Source organism: Microbulbifer magnicolonia (assembly GCF_035117725.1).
Taxonomy (GTDB): Bacteria; Pseudomonadota; Gammaproteobacteria; order Pseudomonadales; family Cellvibrionaceae; genus Microbulbifer; species Microbulbifer magnicolonia.
The window spans coordinates 83,625-100,512 of sequence record NZ_JAYEFD010000002.1; the positions used below are offsets into that span (position 1 = coordinate 83,625).

Below are 16,888 nucleotides of genomic sequence, written 5' to 3' on the forward strand. Positions count from 1 at the left end.
CCACCATGCAAGAAGAATTCATCAACAAGCCGGGCAAGACCGGACTCTCCCGACTGATCGACGCCACCTACTACTCCTGGCACGGCCTGCTCGCCACCTGGCGCAACGAGGCCGCCTTCCGCCAGGAGGTGACGCTGGCCATATTCCTGATCCCGCTGGCGCTGTGGCTCGGCGAGAGTGGCCTGGAGCGCGCCATCCTGATTGGCGCCACCCTGCTGGTGATGATCGTCGAGCTGCTGAACAGCGCGGTGGAAGCGGCCATCGACCGCATAGGTCCGGAGAAACACCCGCTGTCGAAAATCGCCAAGGACACTGGCTCCGCCGCGGTATCCCTCGCGCTGCTGCTGTGGCTGTTCACCTGGGGCACCATTCTGCTGCCGCGCTGGATCGCCTGACCGCCCCGCCCCCAGTGGGAGCCTGCCCTGCAGGCGATTGACCATACATGCCGGCCCCCGCGGCCCGCATGACCCGCTCTCACTGACTGCGAGTGCGACTGCGCCCCCCAGTCCCCTAAATTTTCTTCTGCCGCCGGCATCCGCACGCGGCTCATCTAGACTTTTTGCTCTAAAAGAATCCCACCAATAAACCAGGGAAGGTTTATGTCTTGTTCGCGCGCAAAGGACATACTGCGCCACTGTGCCGGCCTGCTGTTGGCCGCCGCTTTTGCCACCCCCCAGTCGCTCTTCGCCGCTTGCAGCGACAGCGGCGCGGTCTGCGACGGCGCAGAACCCGCTTCACTGTATCGCCCGGAAATTCCCCTCTACGCCCAGGCCAAATCCCTGGCCCAATACCTGTCGCTGACCGAGCTCGGCAGCTATCACAAGCGGCGCGGAGAGCAGCGCTTCTGGAGCGAGGGTGCAAACAACGGCTGGCTGCGCCTCTACTACCAAAGTGGCGACCTGGACTGGGAGGGCGATGTCTACAGCCGCTTCGATGGCCACCTGGGCGGATTCCAGCTGGGCGGCAACATCTACGCCGGCCCCAGCTGCCGCGGCTCCCAGGAGATGGGGCTGTTTGTCGGCAGCAGCCGCGCCGCGGGCGACGTCAACGGCTTCGTCCGCGGCATCAGAAATTTCGATGCCGGCCGCAACGAGCTGGAGAGCCACTATATCGGCGGCTACTTTACCGACTACCGGATCAATCAGAGTTATCTGGATGTGGTGACCAAGGTCGCCTACGTGGAACTGGACAGCCGTTCCAGCCGCGACATCGGCGATCGCATCTACGGCCCGCAGCTCAGCATTTCCATCGAACAGGGGCTGACCTTTCAGGCGGGTGCGCGGCTCAACCTCGAGCCGCAATTGCAGCTGATCGCCAACTACACCAACTTCAATGAATATCAGGACGGCTTCTCCCGCGTGGAGCCGGACGTAACGCCGGAGCTCACGTTTCGCGCGGGCCTGCGCGGCTACAATCGCGAGGGCGACAACCAGTACTACCTGTTCGGCAACCTCTGGCACACCCTCGACGGCCACGATGAACTGCAGTTCGACAACCGCCTCTACCTGGAAAACGACCGCGGCTCGACCTGGGCGGAAATCGGTGGCGGCCTGGTGCTGCTGCAGCGCGACTGGGGCGGCGCCTATATCAATGTCAGCTACCAGCGCTCGGTCGACGACCTGGACTGGGAGGCAGCCGGCGCCAACCTGGGCTTCGCCTTCGCCTGGTAGCCCGCCGGGGAAAAGGCGTTGATTTACAAGGGAAAATCGAGTACTTTGCCCAACCGCCTGCGACCTATATGCAGGCAACTGTGTGGGCCCTTAGCTCAGTTGGTTAGAGCATCCGACTCATAATCGGCAGGTCCTGGGTTCAAGTCCCGGAGGGCCCACCATCTTCTCCTCTAGCCGCTATGCGCTCTACGGTGCGTGTATCCAATCGACTCTCTAAAGCTAATCCCCAGTCGATTATCGACACTGAATCTCCAGTGCCATTTGTCGGAAAATAATTAATTTTATTTAGCGGAACTGCAAAGCGTCATGGGGCGCCGAATCCTTACTTTGTCCCCGATTGTTCCAACGTCGCTATTGAATGCCGAGGGCGGCCTTGTTCATACCCGCTTCCAGTTTCTTGATGTCCTGCGGTGACAACTGCGGACGGTCGATCTTGATCGTCAGCCTGTTCAATTTCGCCGTCAGCGGGAAAGGTGGCAGATAGTCGGTATCGTCGATGCCGGTGATCGTGTCGGAGCCGATATCAAAGCTCTCGTCCCATTGCAGGATAATCGGGATCGTCTTCTCCATCCGCTTCGTGGCGACCACCTTTCCGTCTATTTTCAGCGTGCCGGTACCGCCCTTGCCGACACCGGCGAAGCTGTTGTACTCAATGGTGCCCAGGCCAAGGCCGTCGTATTTGAAGTCGAACTCGATGGTGTGCTGACCCGGGGCGAGCGCCTGCGGTGCTTCCCATTTCACCCACTCGAGGTTGAGCAGGTTCCAGTTGAACACCGGCTTGCCTTCCAGCAGGTAGAAACCCCAGCCCGCGAAGCGCCCGCCGGAGGTCGCGATCATGCCCTCGGCGCCGCCTTCCGGCACAGTGATGTCCGCCGTGAGGGTGTAGGAGGTATTGAGCAAGAACGGTGCATCACCCTGCGGAGTTCCGGTCATCGGTCTGGTGTAGACCAGCTCGGAGCGGCCGGCAGTGAGGCTCGGGCGCGCGGCTGCCACCCTGGCCGCCACCGACGCGCTGAGCGGGAACACCTGATATTTTTTGGCCTCCTCGACGAACATTTCCCGCATTTGCTTGACCTTGTCCGGGTGCTTGGCAGCGATGTCCTCGGACTGGTTCCAACTCTCGTTCAGGTTGTAGAGCTGAAACGTCTGATTGTTGAGCGGGTCCGCATTGGCCTCGCCAAAGGCCTGCCACGGCGCCCGGTTGACCTTGGTGCTCAGCAGCCAGCCCTCGTGATACAGCGCCCACTGGCCCATCATCTCGAAGTACTGGGTCTTGTGGCGCGATTCTGCCTTGGCGTTCTTGGCGTCGAAGGTGTAGGCGAAGCTGGTGCCCTCGATGGGATTCTGTTTGATGCCGTCCACGTATTCGGGCGCGGGGATGCCGGTAACTTCCAGCAGGGTGGGCACGACGTCGATAACATGCATGAACTGCTCGCGCAGGCCACCCTTGTCCTTGATGCCCTTCGGCCAGGAAATGACCATGTTCTGGTTGACACCGCCGAGCCGGGAGGCGTTCTGCTTGAACCAGTCAAACGGCGTGTCGAAGGCCCAGGACCAGCCCGCAGACATATGGTTATAGGCGAACTCGGTGCCCCAGGCCTCGTAGTACTTCATCTGTACGTCTACCGGTGGTTGCACGTCGTTGAAGAACGCTACTTCGTTGAAGGTGCCCTCCGGCCCGCCCTCGGCGCTGGTGCCGTTGTCGCCATTGATATAGATAACGATGGTATTGTCGAGCTTGCCCAGGTCCTCGAAGGCCTGGATCACCCTGCCGATCTCGTGGTCGTTGTAGGCCACGTAGGCGGCGAAGACTTCGGCCTGGCGGATGTAGAGTTTCTTGGCATCTTCGCTGAGCGTATCCCACGGCGGGAGTATGTCTTTCGGCCAGGGCGTCAGCTTCTGGTCCGGCGGGATCACGCCGAGCTTTTTCTGGTTCTCGAAAATGCGCTCGCGCAGCTTCTCGTAGCCATCGTCGAACAGGTGCATGGCGTGGATCTTGTCCACCCACTCCTTCGTCGGGTGGTGCGGTGCGTGCGAGGAGCCGGGCACATAGTGGAGGAAGATCGGCTGGTTCGGGTCGGTCTGGTGGATGCGGGTCATCCAGTCGATGGCGTCATCGGCCATCGCCGTAATCAGGTTCCAGGACGACTCCTGGCCGGTGACCGGCCAGATCTTCGCATTGGGATCAGAGCGGTCCATCTTCAGGGTGCTGGGGTGCTCGCTGAAGGGATAGATCTGTGTGGTGTTGCGGAACAGGTTCGGCCCCCACTGGTTGGCATCGCCGCCAACGAAGCCGTAGAAATAATCGAAGCCCATACCGGTAGGCCATTGCGTGAAGGGCCCGGCCTGGCTGGCCTGGTAGGTCGGTGTATTGTGGTTCTTGCCAAACCAGCTGGTCGCGTAACCGTTGTCGCGCAGGATGCGGCCGATCGTCGCATTGTCCACGCCGATGACGCTGTCGTAGCCGGGAAAGCCGGTGGCCTGCTCGGCGATCACGCCGAAGCCGACCGAGTGATGATTGCGCCCGGTAATCAATGCGGCGCGTGTCGGCGAGCACAGTGCGGTGGACATTATCCGGTTGTAGCGCAGCCCGCTTTCGGCAATGCGCTCCATCGACGGGGTCGGAATGACGCCCCCAAAGACACTGTTGATCGCAAAGCCTGCGTCATCGGTCATGATCAGCAGGATGTTGGGCGCGTCCTTGGGCGGCACCACCCGCGGCGGCCACCAGGGTGTGGATTGCAGGGCGCCCTCCTTGATCACGCCACCAAATTTCGGCGCTGGTGGGGGCAGCTGGTTGCCCGGAATCGTCGTCGTCGCACTCGGTGAACCGGGCTTGCCAGTCACCTGCTGCGCCACCCCCGGAATTGCGACCGCGAAGGCGACAACTGCCACCATCCATGGCACGACTTTCATGATCAGTCCTCGATGCTTGATTACCGGTTCATAAACTGCGAACAGCTGTTGCTGCCCCCTTGAAGCCTAGTAAACACGCATAGCGTTGCAATCATGCGGTCATCAGCGTAAGCACCTTGATCTGAGGTGTGGGCACATCACCCGCTTCCGGAGTCGCGCCACGCCGGCGGCCGTGTCGATTCTGATGCCGGCAGAAGTCGAAGGGCTGCCGCTGCGCACGTAAGTCTGGGGAAGGCGAGCTGTCATGGCGAGCTATCAGTGAAGGCATTGGAGTTATAAAGCGTGAGCGAGTACATTTTCCAGGACCTGCCGACGCCGCCCACAACAACTAGCAGTGAGTCACAGGCCGGTACCATCACCAAGAACGTGGACAGCCCAGCGGATACAACTGCGGGTACATGCGGGGGTACCCGCCTACCGATTACAGCCACACAACCTTATAAATCAATCAGTTAGCACTGAACTTCAAGTGACGGAAGGCCACCATTTCCTCTCCCCCGCCCGGTTTACCTCAGCCAAACTGATCCAATCCACTTGGCCTTCGGATTCACTCACGTCAGTCGAGAACGCAATCCCATCTTGTCCCTTAGCTTTTTCCAGCGAAGCTTGTCACTGTGCGTAAATCGGCCCGCATGACTTTACTCTCACCTCTCTGGACCTCTATTATTTGGAACCTAGCAAATTCATGATTTTTAAAAGAACAAAATATGACCCCCGAATACCTATCGCTATTTTCGAACCCAGGCCCGATGAATATTGAGGTTAAATTTCTGGACCACGATGGATACATACCGCCTAAATCCATGTGGCCAAACGAAGTCATCAAGCTATTATCGGCAGACACTCATAGCTTTCTCAAAGAGATGACTTTTGATGAGTGGTCGTTTGAAATAGTTAAATATGAAATCGACCCGGTTAAAAACACTCTCGTGATCAGGGCCAGAAAAGCCAAATAAACATGCCGTTGAAGCAGAGCACGCAGATTTTTGCTCTTGGTTGAGACAGGCAAAAGGTGTTGATATGAGCAAAAACAAGGAAGGCCTTTATAAAAATGTCACTCTAACTGACGTGCAGTTGGCGGCGGCTTACTATCCAATTTTGATCGGCCTCGCCAAGCATAAACATTGCATGACTTATGGCGAGCTGGTAGATAAGGCCAAAGCGGAATACCCGGAGAGACCTGAGGTCCAAAACGCGATCGCGGTATCAGCCGGAAGAAGGCTGGATATTGTACGGCTTTTCACCGATGAAAGAGAACTCCCCGACCTGACCTCCCTGATTATCAACAAGGGATCCGGCGAGTGTGGCTCCGGGTACACCCAACACTACAATCCTGTGCAGGCCAGGGAAGAGGTGTATGCGCGTGACTGGTCAAATGTTTCCACTGAATTCGATCTCTATATCGAAGGCGTGCAGCAGCAAATAACGCCCAGGAAAAAGCGTTCGAAAAAGGCCGCAAAAGACCTGATGTTCACCTACTATCGCGAGCATAAGGCCACGCTGCCGAAGTCAGTGCAAGACAGCCGTGAACTGATCATCGAGCTGCTAATGGAAGGATTCTCACAGGAAGACGCATTTGCGCAGGCAGTAACCCCCTAGGAAATCGACCCAGCGCGCGCACGTTATTAGTCCGTAAGTTCAGCTAAAAAATACAACTATACGCCTGGCAATACGCCATCTATTAGGACCGGGGCTGCATGGAATGACAAACCACCAGAGAAGAGACGCACTGAGCAACACTGCCGTCGGCGCGGATTTCGAGGAGCTGGTGCACTCGCTGCTGACAGCCTCTTACCCGTCGCTTATCCGGCCTTTCTGGCTGCCCATTGGCCACCTCAATCAGAAACAGCACAAGTTCGATCTCGGCTGCAAGGAGCAGAAGGTGATCATCGAATGCAAGTCACACACATAAACCGAGAGCGGCAATATCCCTTCTGCCAAGCTCACCACTTGGGACCAGGCGATGCTGTATTTCTTTCTGGCGCCACGCAGCTATAAAAAGCTCTTTACAGTAAAACGGGACCTGAACCCCAAGACGGGTGAATCGCTGGCCGAATACTATGTGCGCACGCATTTTCACGCCATCCCCGACGAGGTCGAATTCTGGTAGGTTGACGAAACGAGGAGCCGCATTCGGCAAGTTCCGTTCGATGCGACGACTCATATCACAGGGCTACCTGAAACAGCCTTCGTCTGACAGCATGAATTCTTTACCCGGATCAAGCAGTTATTAACGGCGTCAAAACTTTGCTCTGACCCCAACTATTAAACGAGGTGAACATTGGGTAATAACCTCGATTTTCTGGACGAACTCTAGATTGACCAGGTCACCTCAGCGAACTTGGCACTTTCGTACAGCTTACAGAGTTATGAATTAGCATCTTAATAGCCAGCACTGAGGCAAGGCGTTAGAATCATTATTGTGACAAAAAAACAAATACCTCTTTAGCCGGAAGAAAAATAGAGTATGCAGTTTGTACCTGATGGACCAGATATACCTGACGCACTACTCCAAGCCCACGAGGAAGGACGCGTAGTATTCTTTTGCGGTGCTGGCATATCCTACCCGGCAGGACTGCCGGGATTTAAAGGACTTGTCGATAAGATTTATAGTTTGGTCGGCACAAAACTATCAGATATTGAAAAGGAAGCCTACTCACGGGGCCAGTTTGACGCCACATTAGATCTTCTCGAGAGACGCATTTCTGGTCAGCGCTTAACCGTGCGCAACGCACTAGCAACCGCACTAAAACCCAAACTTCGCAGAATAGGTGCCACGGACACTCATGCCGCACTGCTACACCTGGCACGCAATCGTGAAGGCATTCTGCGGATGGTAACAACAAACTTTGATCGTGTATTTGAGTACGTAGCGAGGCGCACCAAGCAGCCTCATACTGTCTTTGCTGCACCTATGCTACCTATCCCAAAAAATAGCCGCTGGGATGGATTGGTTTACTTACACGGCCTTCTACAAAAAAATGATGATGACACTGCCCTTCATCGACTAGTACTCACAAGCGGTGATTTCGGTCTGGCTTATCTCACCGAGCGATGGGCCTCGCGATTCATTAGCGAGCTATTCCGCAACTATGTAGTTTGCTTCGTGGGTTATAGTATTAATGATCCAGTTCTACGCTACATGATGGATGCCTTGGCAGCTGATCGCATGTTAGGCGAAGTAACTCCAGAGGCTTATGCATTTGGAGACTACAAACCTGGACAGGAGCAAAGCCAAAAAATTGAATGGGCTGCCAAGGGTGTAAACCCCATACTCTATGAAGTTCCGCAAGGCACACACGACCATTCTGCGCTACATAACACACTGAAATCCTGGTCTGCGGTTTATCGTGATCATACCCTTGGAAAAGAACGCATAGTAATCAATCAGGCACTGGCGCACCCATCAAACAGCACAAAACAAGATAATTTTGTTGGCCGTATGATCTGGGCTTTATCAGATGAGTCTGGTTTACCGGCAAGACGTTTCGCTGACTTCAACCCCGCACCACCACTGGCATGGCTAGAAACCTTTTTTGAAGACCGGTACCAGCATAGTGACTTAGTCCGCTTCGGAGTACCTCCACGATCTAAAGTGGATGCAAAGCTTCGCTTCAGCCTGATTCGCCGCCCAGCTCCTTACAGCCTTACAGAATGGATGTCGCTATCATCACGGGAAAATACTAGCACTCGATGGGACGACGTCATGTTTCAGCTTGCACGCTGGCTCGTCCGTCACCTAAATGATCCCAAACTAATAATTTGGCTATCCAAAAATGGTGGTAAATTAAACGAGCGCTGGCATTGGCTTATACAAGAAAAGCTAACCTTTTTCGCACAGCTAAAAAGCGAGGAAAGAGCTGATGAACTAGACGAAATTCGAGCTAACGCCCCCAACGCGATCCCGACCCCCCTAATGGAAACACTTTGGCGGTTGATGTTGACTGGCCTGATAAAGTCACCGGTGAGCAGTAGCAACCTCTACGAATGGAGATCTAGGCTAAAGCGGGATGGCTTATCTACCAGTCTAAGGCTAGAGCTTCGAAAACTATTATCACCAAGAATTTCTCTCGACGAGCGTCATGTTTGGCCAGGCATCGATGATGAAGTTGAAACTCCTCAGCGACTGAGACAATTGGTAGATTGGGAGCTTGTATTGGCGTCAGGCCATCCGCGCTCCATACTCCGGAATCAAGATGACAAATACTGGAGAGATTCACTTCCGAAACTTATTGATGACTTTCAGAAACTCCTGCTTGACGCGCTAGATTTACTTTCTGAACTAGGCGAAGCAAATGCTCAAAATGATCGTTCTTTCTGGGACTTATCATCAATCAGCCCTCATTGGCAGAATCGAGGATTTCGTGAGTGGGTAGTGCTCATTGAGCTTCTGCGTGATGCATGGCTGGAAGTTCGCCGTGTCAACTCAGCACGTGCAACTCGAATTGCACAGAACTGGTTCCAAATTCCATACCCAACCTTTAAGCGGCTCGCTCTTTTTGCTGCCAGCCAGGAGGACAGCATAAAGCCCGAAGAATGGGCCAATTGGTTGTTAGCAGACGATACGATATGGCTGCCTGAGTTTCACCGAGAAGTCATGCGCCTCTTAGTACTACAGGGCAACCCTCTCTCTCCAAACACCCAAAAATGTTTGGAAATGGCCATCCTGAAGGGTCCTCCACGCGCAGTGTTCGAAGACGAGATCGAGCCAAACAAATGGAAAAACCTTCGGAGGCACGCTACTTGGATCCGACTTGCCAAACTTGAGGCATCTGGACTTCCTCTCGGAGTAAAAGCTCACACTTGGCTCACCGCCGCCAAACAAAAATATCCTGACTGGCGCTTTGAGCTGCATGAGCGAGAAGAATTCCTACGATGGACTAGCGGTACAGGCTCTCCGGATTTTGAAAGCCGTCGCAAAGTCGATATCGCGCCGTCCAAACGCAAGGATTTAGTAACATGGCTGAAACAACCCTTGCCGAAAGACGAGGTGTTCTATGAGGACACATGGCGAGAAACGTGCAGCACTCACTTGCTAAACAGCCTTTTTGCGCTCTGCGATCTAGCCCAAGAGGGAACTTGGCCTGAAGATCGCTGGAGAACAGCTCTCCAAGCTTGGAGTGATAAAGGCAAAGTGAAACGCTCATGGAGATATGCAGCACCACTTGTGCACACCATGCCCAAAAATATTGTTGAGGAGGTGCTGTACAGCATTACTTGGTGGCTAGAGGCCTCATCTAAGACAATCATCGCTCCAGAACCCATCTTTCTAGATCTGTGTGAGCGCATACTGGAGATTCCAGATCAAGATGAAGATGAAGATGAAGATGAAGATGAAGATGAAGATGAAGATGCAGAAAAGCAGCCTGTTTTCAGTGCCATTAACAATCCAATCGGCCGCATTACCCAAGGGTTACTGAATTTATGGCTCAATCAACAACCAAGCGATAACGATAGTCTGCCCGCTAATATCGAGCCATTTTTCACTAAAATATGTAACAGCAATGTAGTTCGATTTCGACCTGGCAGAGTGATATTAGCATCTCATTTGATCCCTTTGTTTCGCGTCGACCGAGTCTGGACGGAAGAGAACCTGCTACCTTTATTCGATTGGAAGAACAGCCCAATCGAAGCAAAAGGATCTTGGGAGGGTTTCTTGTGGTCGCCTCGAATCTACCCTCCGCTCCTGTTGGCATTCAAGTCACAGTTCATCGAAACAGCCCATCACTATGAAGACTTAGGTGAGCATCGCCGTCAATTTGCCGCTTTCTTGACCTTTGTGGCTTTGACCAATCTCGAGGGTTACAGCATGGCAGATTTTCAGTTGGCAGTTGGAGCGCTGCCCCAAGAAGGCCTAAATGAAATTGCACACGCACTCTTGCACGCACTTGAAAGCGCAGAAGAACAACGTGAAGAATACTGGAAAAATCGCATCCAACCCTTCTGGCAGAATATTTGGCCAAAATCAAGTAATCTTGCTTCAAACAGCATTGCAGAAAGTCTATCGAGATTGGCTATAGCATCGAGAGGTGAGTTCCCATCAGCACTTAAGGCAATATACGACTGGCTCTGCCCCATTGAGCATCCCGATTACGTCGTCCATCTTATGGAAGAATCTGGCTTACCGAAACGTTTCCCTGAGGACGCCTTGAAATTTTTAGATGCTCTTATTGATGACCAGCCGTGGGCTTCAAGTGACTTGATTAAGTGTTTGGACGCGATTGAAGAGAACATGCCAAGCCTTAAACAGGATGTCCGGCTCAAGAAGCTTGTTGAATACTCACGACGGCGTAGCCTCTAACAAATTCGTCGTTGGAAATCGTCATTGGCTGGCCCTCCAGCCAATTTCGATTCCTGAAAATATCTACAGCCGTGAACACTTGGGGGCACATTTGGGGGCACCAGCACCGCCATTGAACAAAAAGCTCTAAACATATCAATAAGTTAGGAGCCAAGTTCAATTGACCAAGCGCCATTCTCTTGTCAGCCTCCATACCCAGTCATCTCTAGATAGCCTTCACCAGCGTGACTACCGCTGACGCCGACCGGCCCCTCCCAATAGCGCAAACGCCCCGGATTCCAATAATCGCCAGGCCAGGAGCGGATATCCAGATCCAGCCCGGCCGCGGGCAATTGCAGCTGCCAGACCACCGGCACTTTACCAAAGCGGCTGTCGCGGTATTCGCGCGGCTGCAGGCTGAAGTCATCGGCGCCGAGGCTTCGGGCGCTGCCGTCGGCGGCGACGAGGGTGCCGGTGAAATAGGGTTCGGCGCCGCGGATGCGGAACAGCATCAGGTGGCGGCCGTCGTCCAGGTGCAGTGCCAACCAATCCCAGCCCTCTTGATCGGGCTGCAGGTATTGGCTGCTCCACTCCCGGTCGAACCAGCCCTGCCCGCTTACCTCGAAACGCCGGCCGTCGACTGTCACCTCGCCGTCGATCGCCAGCAGCGGGTAGCTGAAATACATGGAGCCGCCGCCGCTGGCGGATTTGGCGCTGAAGCCGCGCTCGCCGTGCAGCACCGCGGGGAGGCGCGGCTGCAGTTGCAGCCGGTAGGCGAAGTCGTCGCCCTCCACGGCCAGCGACCAGCGGCCCTCCTCATGGCTATCGAGCTGCCAGTGATCGATCCAGGCCGTGAATGGCTGCGCTGTTACGCCGGCCTGGCCGGTGCCGCCCCGGGCGCTGCGGGCCGCGAAGCGGTGATCGCCGGGACGGCTCAGCGCCGCGTGGGCCAGCCAGATTTCGTCGCGGCGCCAGCCCGGTTCCTTGTCCTGCGCTCCATATTGATAGGGCCCAGGCCGCAGACCGATGCGGAACAGCGTCCACTGCACGCCGAAGCGCTCGCCGTCGCTGCTGCGCAGGTTGGCGGTCAGGTACCACCACTCGAGACGGAAATCCCGGTGCGCCCCCATACCCTCCGGCAGGCTGACGGTCATGCCCGGCGCCGCCTGCGTGAAACCTTCCGGCGACTCGCGCAGCGCGGTTAGGGACGCCTCACGGTCGGCGGGTTGTTCGCAGCCGCTCAGCAGCAGCACAAGCAGCAGAAGTAGCCGCCCCGCGCTATTCATTCTTCAGCGTCTCCAGTCGCACCGGGTCGCGCATCAGCGCGCCGACAAAGCCGCCGATCAGCAGGCAGGCCAGCCAGACCTGCAGCCAGAAGCCGGGGTAGAGTTGCAGTGGCAGGGCCCAGCCAAAGGCCGCCGGATTGACCCGCGCCACCAGCACCCAGCCGAGGAAAATCCCTAGCGGGGTCGCCAACAGTCCGAGCAAGCCGGTAATCAGCATGCTGTGGGCGATCAATCGCCGGCGCAGTCGCCGCCGCGGCACGCCATAGACATGCAGCAATGTATAGCTGCGCTGGCGTATGCGGAAAATCACCAAGCCCATCAGCGCCAGTGCCGTGCCGGCGAGGGCCAGCGTCAGGCCGTTCAGCAGCCGGGTCATCTGAAATGTACGCGCAAAGGCGGCGTTGGCCGCGCGCTTCAGTCCCGCCTGATCCCGCAGGCGGCTGCCGGCCAGCCACGGGTATTGCTCGGGCCAGTCCTGCCAGTCGATGCCGCCGGCCCCGTTCAACCCGAGCACAAAGGTCGTGTAGCGCCCGGGCAGTGCGTCCGGCAAGGTCGCGACCGGCACGATAAGCTCGCCCTCGGGGCGGCCGTAGTCGGCGTAGATGCCGATCACTTCGCGCGCCTGCGGCTCGGTGCCGAGGCGGAAGCGGACCTGGTCACCCAGCGCCAGCGACTGGCGCCGGGCCAGCTGCTCGTTGATCAGCACGCCCCGCGCCGCCAGCGCCGGCCAGGGATCGGGCGCGGCGGCGAGGAAGGGCCAGCCGCGCACCAGCGGCGAGGCCGGATCGAGCGCCATTACATCGACCGGCAGCCCGCCGAGCAGGCCGCGGCCGCGCACCATCGGCAGTACCGCCGTCACCCCGGGCAGAGCCTGCAGCCGTCCGCCCCACTCATCGGCCGCGCTCTCCACCAGGGGGCGACCGGGATCGAGGTAGAGATCGCCCCGCAGGCGCTGGTCGAGCCAGCGAGCGAAGGTTGCCTCGAACCCGGCGACCATCGCCTGCACGCCGATCACCGCTGCGATCGCGAACGCCAGTGCCGTCAGCGGCAGCTGCTGCAGCCGGCACAGCGCGCGCATTTCGGCGCAGGACCACTCCAATAGCGGGGCGCCGCTGCCCGATAATTGATCCCGGCAGCGGCGCTCCGCCCGCGCCAGCAGCAGATTGAGCAACGCGGGCAGCAGCAGGCCGGCGCCGACCAGACAGCCAGCGGTGGCGAGGAATATCAGCCAGAGTTTTTCCGCCGCCAGCAGCACGGCCAGCGACGCCAGCATTAGAAACAGCATCGCGATCAGCGCTGCCCGCCAGCGCCGCTCGCCCATCTGTGTCGCGGCCGGCTGCGCAGATCGACGCAGCAACAGCAGATCGACGCAGGCCCAGCCGACGACCAGCGCCAGGATCAGCAGCACGCCCAGCCAGGTTGCTGCCGCGGGCGGGCGCTGCGCCAGGGTGTCCATACCGAAGAGTCCGCTGAGGGTGCCCCGGAATCCGTCGGCCATGGCCGCCGCCAGCCATTCGCCGAACAGGACGCCGAGGCTGGCGCCGGCCAGCGCCAGCAGCAATACCTCCGCGACCAGCGCCAGCCGCAGCCGCGCGGGCCGCACACCGAGCCGCACCAGAATCTCGAGCGTGCGCCGCCGCTGCTCCAGCGCAAAACGATAGACACTGCGCACCAGCAGCGCCGCCACCAGCAGTGCCAGCGCCCCCAACGCATTGAGATTAAACAGGAAGGCTTCCACCAGCGGATCCGGTTCGACGCCGTAATCCTCGATCCGGGCTTTGTAGCCTTCAGGCAGCGGCAATCTGTCGAGCTCGGCTGCCGGCAGCAGAATCTCGAGCGTGGCGCGTCCGACCGATGCCAGTCCGGCGGCTACTGAAATGTCTGACAGCAGCAGTCCCGACGGCAGGCCCTCGACTGCGTCGAGCCGGTAATCGCCGCTGCCGGGCAGCGACAGCTGTTGCCAGCGCGCCAGGTCCGCGGCAGCGCCGAGCAGCGTTGGCCGGTCAAGCCCGGCCAGCAGTTCATCGACGACGCTGATGCCGACGCCGGTGCCGACGCTGTACTGGCGCAGGCAACCGGCAGTGAACGGATCTATACCGACAACGTCCGGCGTATCGGCAAGCGGGAAGCTCACCTGCAGCCGGGGCGATACACAGAGGCCCGCCCGGCGCAGGCGGGCGAAATCCGCCACGTCGACGGGGCGGCCATCGACGCGCACCACGCTCAGGCGCGGTTCCAGCGCGGCCCTGGACTGCTCGACGGCATGCTCAGCCCGGCCAGTCAGTGAGCGGACCCCGCTCCAGAGCATCGCCGCACAGATCAGGATCAGCAGCAAGCCGGCCAGCTGACCCGGATGGCGGCGGTAATGGCTCAGGAAGACACTGCCGAGTCCCATGGGCTCAGGGCTCCCTGCCGCAGTTCCAGGATCCGGTCGCAGCGCCGGGCCAGCTCCGGGTTGTGGGTGACGATCAGGGCGCCGAGCGCCCGCTCGCGGATGGCGTCGAAGAACAGCGGTATCGCGCGCTGGGCAGTCGTCTGATCGAGACTGCCGGTGGGTTCGTCGGCCAGCATCAGTTCCGGCTGCATGGCGAAGGCGCAGGCCAGCGCGGCCCGCTGCCGCTGACCGCCGGAAATCTGATCGGGATAGCGCTGTGCGGTGTCGGCAATATCCAGGCGTTCGAGCAGAGCCTGGCCGCCGTGCTGTTCCAGGCCGGCGAGCCCGGCGCGAAAGGCAATATTGCGGGCCACCGTCAGCGTCGGGATCAGATTGCCGTCCTGAAACAGGGTCGCGATACGGGTGCGGCGCAATGCGGCCCAGTCGCCCTCGCCCAGTTCGGCCTGCTCGCGGCCGAACACGCGCAGCTGACCGCTGTCGGGGCGCAGCAGGCCGTTGAGCAGATTCAGCAGCGTGCTCTTGCCGGAGCCCGAGGGTCCGATAACGGCCACCGCCTCGCCGCGCCGCAGCTCGAGCGACAATCCCCGCAGCACGCCGATCCGCTCGCGGCCGGTGCGGTAGGACATACAGAGATCCCGCGCCTGTATCAGGACATCGTTCATGGCTCCATCGCTTCGGATCGGTCCCCGGTTGAAAGTGACAGGCCGCCAGTTACTGGCTGCCACAGTATAGAGCCAGGCCGGATTGCGGCTTCAGCTCCCGGCTATGCCACAAACGGGAGGCGGCCAGATCATTGTCGGAGTAAGCTTGCACTGTCTATCCACCACAATTGCCAGAATCCTTGCAGGTTCGATTCAGCGCCCAAAAATCGCATTGTCGTCAGGCCAGTTCAGCATGATAGAGAAACTCGAAATACACCACCTGCGAACACTCGACGCCTTGTACAGGTTTGAAAACATATCATCCGCAGCGGAGCACCTCGATCTCTCACAACAGGCGATCAGCCTGCAGCTTAAAAAACTCAGAGAGATTCTCCGCGACCAGCTTTTTGTCCGCACTGGCCACGGCGTCAAACCCACCCCCTATGCAAAACTGATTGAACCTCATATTCACAAGGTACTTAGTCATCTCAACGAAATCCCGCTGCCTGAATCCATCGCGCCCAATCAAATAGCAAGAACCCTGGTGATTTCCGCCACCGACTATACGCAGAGGGTCATCGTCGGGAACTTGATCAAGACGCTGCGACAATCAGCGCCCGGGGTGAAAGTCATTGTCGCCAACATCGAGAGCGTCAATCTGACAAAGAAAATGCAGCAGGGAGAGATTGACCTGGCATTTACTTCCGAAGGATATGTGCCCGAAGGCCTGATCTCCGCGTCATTGTTTACCGAAAAATACCTCTGTGTATCGGCAAACAAAGCGATCAATCTCGATGGCTCCTTATCGCTCGAGCGACTGGTAGAACATGATTTCGTCGTGACATCACCCGGAACCGGCAGCTTCAAGGGATCGGCCGATGCCTGGTTCACACGGCAGGGCCTGCGCCGGAATGTGGTCGTCTCAGTCCCATCTTTCTTCATGGCACAGGAGTACTTGAAACAAACGGACCTGGTCGGCTTTATCCCTTCCCGGCTGCTACCATGTGAGGGGCTGACTGAAATTCCTCTTGAAAAATATCCACCGGGCTATGAAGTCGTAGTGGCGTACCATCCCGGCGCCAGGAGCGATTCCTTCATGGCCTGGCTGCTCGATCTGGTCAGCAAACGGTTTTCCGCGTCAATATAGCGCTGCTTGTATCGGCCACAAGCCCTTCTGTATGGATAACTCAGCTCCGCGCCTCTAACCTGACCCTGCACTTATCGCACCAGATTGTGAGGTTTCCATGAGTATTCAGAACGTCAATCCCGCAGGTCTCTATGACGGCACGCCATCCGGTATGTCGCACGCCAAGGTTGATACAGAAGTTGGGCTGGTATTCGTATCCGGGCAGGTGGATTGGGATAGCAACTACGCGGTGAAAAATACCAGCATAGAAGCACAGACAGAAGGCGCGGCAAAGAATCTGCTGACCGTACTGGAGGCCGCAAATTCATCCGCGGAAAACATCTTGCAACTGCGTGTCTATGTCAGGGGAGAGGTGGCAGAGCATATGGAAAGGATAGTGCCCATCATCGCCGGATATCTGGGCGCAGCCCGGCCCGCAGTGACCGGGATCGGGGTCGCATCTTTGGCAACCCCGGATACTTTGATTGAAATTGAAGCAGTGGCAAAAGTGTCAAAATAGGGACAGCCGGAGGTTGCGCATCGCAATTGCAATTTGATCGCGCCAGCGGGAGTC

13 protein-coding genes and 1 tRNA gene are annotated in these 16,888 nt (G+C 57.7%); 10 read left to right on the forward strand and 4 right to left on the reverse strand.

Annotated features, from left to right (window positions below; translation table 11 throughout):
- Positions 1 to 5 precede the first annotated feature (5 nt).
- From RRF64_RS09710 to RRF64_RS09720, 3 genes are all read left to right on the forward strand, one after another.
- Positions 6 to 395, forward strand: coding sequence for a diacylglycerol kinase (locus tag RRF64_RS09710; protein WP_323845688.1), 390 nt, complete (start codon positions 6 to 8; stop codon positions 393 to 395).
- A gap of 204 nt (positions 396 to 599) precedes the next feature.
- On the forward strand, positions 600 to 1,670 hold the full coding sequence (locus tag RRF64_RS09715) for an autotransporter outer membrane beta-barrel domain-containing protein (RefSeq protein ID WP_323845689.1): 1,071 nt from the start codon (positions 600 to 602) through the stop codon (positions 1,668 to 1,670).
- An 84-nt stretch (positions 1,671 to 1,754) separates the two neighbouring features.
- Positions 1,755 to 1,831: transfer RNA gene (locus tag RRF64_RS09720), tRNA-Ile, on the forward strand.
- 190 nt (positions 1,832 to 2,021) lie between these two features.
- Here the strand turns inward: RRF64_RS09720 and RRF64_RS09725 are convergent.
- A complete protein-coding gene (locus RRF64_RS09725; protein ID WP_323845690.1) occupies positions 2,022 to 4,586 on the reverse strand; it encodes an arylsulfatase in 2,565 nt (854 codons plus the stop codon).
- 707 nt (positions 4,587 to 5,293) lie between these two features.
- Here RRF64_RS09725 and RRF64_RS09730 point away from each other — a divergent pair.
- The 5 genes from RRF64_RS09730 to dsr1 all read left to right on the forward strand — a co-directional run bounded on the left by RRF64_RS09730 (position 5,294) and on the right by dsr1 (position 10,887).
- Positions 5,294 to 5,542 (forward strand): hypothetical protein, encoded by a 249-nt coding sequence (locus RRF64_RS09730; protein WP_323845691.1) that lies wholly within the window; start codon positions 5,294 to 5,296, stop codon positions 5,540 to 5,542.
- A 64-nt stretch (positions 5,543 to 5,606) separates the two neighbouring features.
- Positions 5,607 to 6,185 (forward strand): hypothetical protein, encoded by a 579-nt coding sequence (locus RRF64_RS09735; protein WP_323845692.1) that lies wholly within the window; start codon positions 5,607 to 5,609, stop codon positions 6,183 to 6,185.
- Between the two features lie 103 nt (positions 6,186 to 6,288).
- Positions 6,289 to 6,498, forward strand: coding sequence for a hypothetical protein (locus RRF64_RS09740; protein ID WP_323845694.1), 210 nt, complete (start codon positions 6,289 to 6,291; stop codon positions 6,496 to 6,498).
- Between the two features lie 51 nt (positions 6,499 to 6,549).
- Positions 6,550 to 6,696 carry a hypothetical protein gene (locus RRF64_RS09745; protein ID WP_323845695.1) on the forward strand — a complete coding sequence of 49 codons (147 nt, stop codon included), beginning with the start codon at positions 6,550 to 6,552 and terminating at the stop codon, positions 6,694 to 6,696.
- Between the two features lie 357 nt (positions 6,697 to 7,053).
- Positions 7,054 to 10,887, forward strand: a complete 3,834-nt coding sequence (dsr1, locus tag RRF64_RS09750) for an anti-phage defense-associated sirtuin Dsr1 (RefSeq protein WP_323845696.1) — start codon at positions 7,054 to 7,056, stop codon at positions 10,885 to 10,887.
- A 182-nt stretch (positions 10,888 to 11,069) separates the two neighbouring features.
- Here dsr1 and RRF64_RS09755 read toward each other — a convergent pair whose 3' ends face one another.
- The 3 genes from RRF64_RS09755 to RRF64_RS09765 are packed head-to-tail and all read right to left on the reverse strand — an operon-like array spanning position 11,070 to position 15,209.
- Positions 11,070 to 12,152, reverse strand: a complete 1,083-nt coding sequence (locus RRF64_RS09755; protein ID WP_323845697.1) for a lipocalin-like domain-containing protein — start codon at positions 12,150 to 12,152, stop codon at positions 11,070 to 11,072.
- On the reverse strand, positions 12,145 to 14,547 hold the full coding sequence (locus RRF64_RS09760; protein ID WP_323845698.1) for an ABC transporter permease: 2,403 nt from the start codon (positions 14,545 to 14,547) through the stop codon (positions 12,145 to 12,147). The genes RRF64_RS09755 and RRF64_RS09760 overlap by 8 nt, the downstream gene beginning before the upstream one ends.
- Positions 14,523 to 15,209: an ABC transporter ATP-binding protein gene (locus tag RRF64_RS09765; RefSeq protein ID WP_323845699.1), complete on the reverse strand. Its 687-nt coding sequence runs from the start codon at positions 15,207 to 15,209 to the stop codon at positions 14,523 to 14,525. Before RRF64_RS09765 ends, RRF64_RS09760 begins: the two co-directional genes overlap by 25 nt.
- A gap of 232 nt (positions 15,210 to 15,441) precedes the next feature.
- Between RRF64_RS09765 and RRF64_RS09770 the strand changes: the two genes are divergently transcribed.
- Positions 15,442 to 16,335 (forward strand): LysR family transcriptional regulator, encoded by an 894-nt coding sequence (locus tag RRF64_RS09770; RefSeq protein WP_323845700.1) that lies wholly within the window; start codon positions 15,442 to 15,444, stop codon positions 16,333 to 16,335.
- Between the two features lie 97 nt (positions 16,336 to 16,432).
- Entirely contained in the window at positions 16,433 to 16,834 is a 402-nt protein-coding gene (locus RRF64_RS09775) for a RidA family protein (protein WP_323845701.1), read from the forward strand.
- Positions 16,835 to 16,888 lie beyond the last annotated feature (54 nt).

Coding starts and splice junctions, on each gene's coding strand:
- RRF64_RS09740 (WP_323845694.1), top strand. CDS start 6,289: ATGACAAACCACCAGAGAAGAGACGCACTGAGCAACACTGCCGTCGGC.
- dsr1 (WP_323845696.1), top strand. CDS start 7,054: ATGCAGTTTGTACCTGATGGACCAGATATACCTGACGCACTACTCCAA.
- RRF64_RS09735 (WP_323845692.1), top strand. CDS start 5,607: ATGAGCAAAAACAAGGAAGGCCTTTATAAAAATGTCACTCTAACTGAC.
- RRF64_RS09715 (WP_323845689.1), top strand. CDS start 600: ATGTCTTGTTCGCGCGCAAAGGACATACTGCGCCACTGTGCCGGCCTG.
- RRF64_RS09730 (WP_323845691.1), top strand. CDS start 5,294: ATGACCCCCGAATACCTATCGCTATTTTCGAACCCAGGCCCGATGAAT.
- RRF64_RS09755 (WP_323845697.1), bottom strand. CDS start 12,152: ATGAATAGCGCGGGGCGGCTACTTCTGCTGCTTGTGCTGCTGCTGAGC.
- RRF64_RS09770 (WP_323845700.1), top strand. CDS start 15,442: ATGATAGAGAAACTCGAAATACACCACCTGCGAACACTCGACGCCTTG.
- RRF64_RS09760 (WP_323845698.1), bottom strand. CDS start 14,547: ATGGGACTCGGCAGTGTCTTCCTGAGCCATTACCGCCGCCATCCGGGT.
- RRF64_RS09710 (WP_323845688.1), top strand. CDS start 6: ATGCAAGAAGAATTCATCAACAAGCCGGGCAAGACCGGACTCTCCCGA.
- RRF64_RS09745 (WP_323845695.1), top strand. CDS start 6,550: ATGCTGTATTTCTTTCTGGCGCCACGCAGCTATAAAAAGCTCTTTACA.
- RRF64_RS09725 (WP_323845690.1), bottom strand. CDS start 4,586: ATGAAAGTCGTGCCATGGATGGTGGCAGTTGTCGCCTTCGCGGTCGCA.
- RRF64_RS09765 (WP_323845699.1), bottom strand. CDS start 15,209: ATGAACGATGTCCTGATACAGGCGCGGGATCTCTGTATGTCCTACCGC.
- RRF64_RS09775 (WP_323845701.1), top strand. CDS start 16,433: ATGAGTATTCAGAACGTCAATCCCGCAGGTCTCTATGACGGCACGCCA.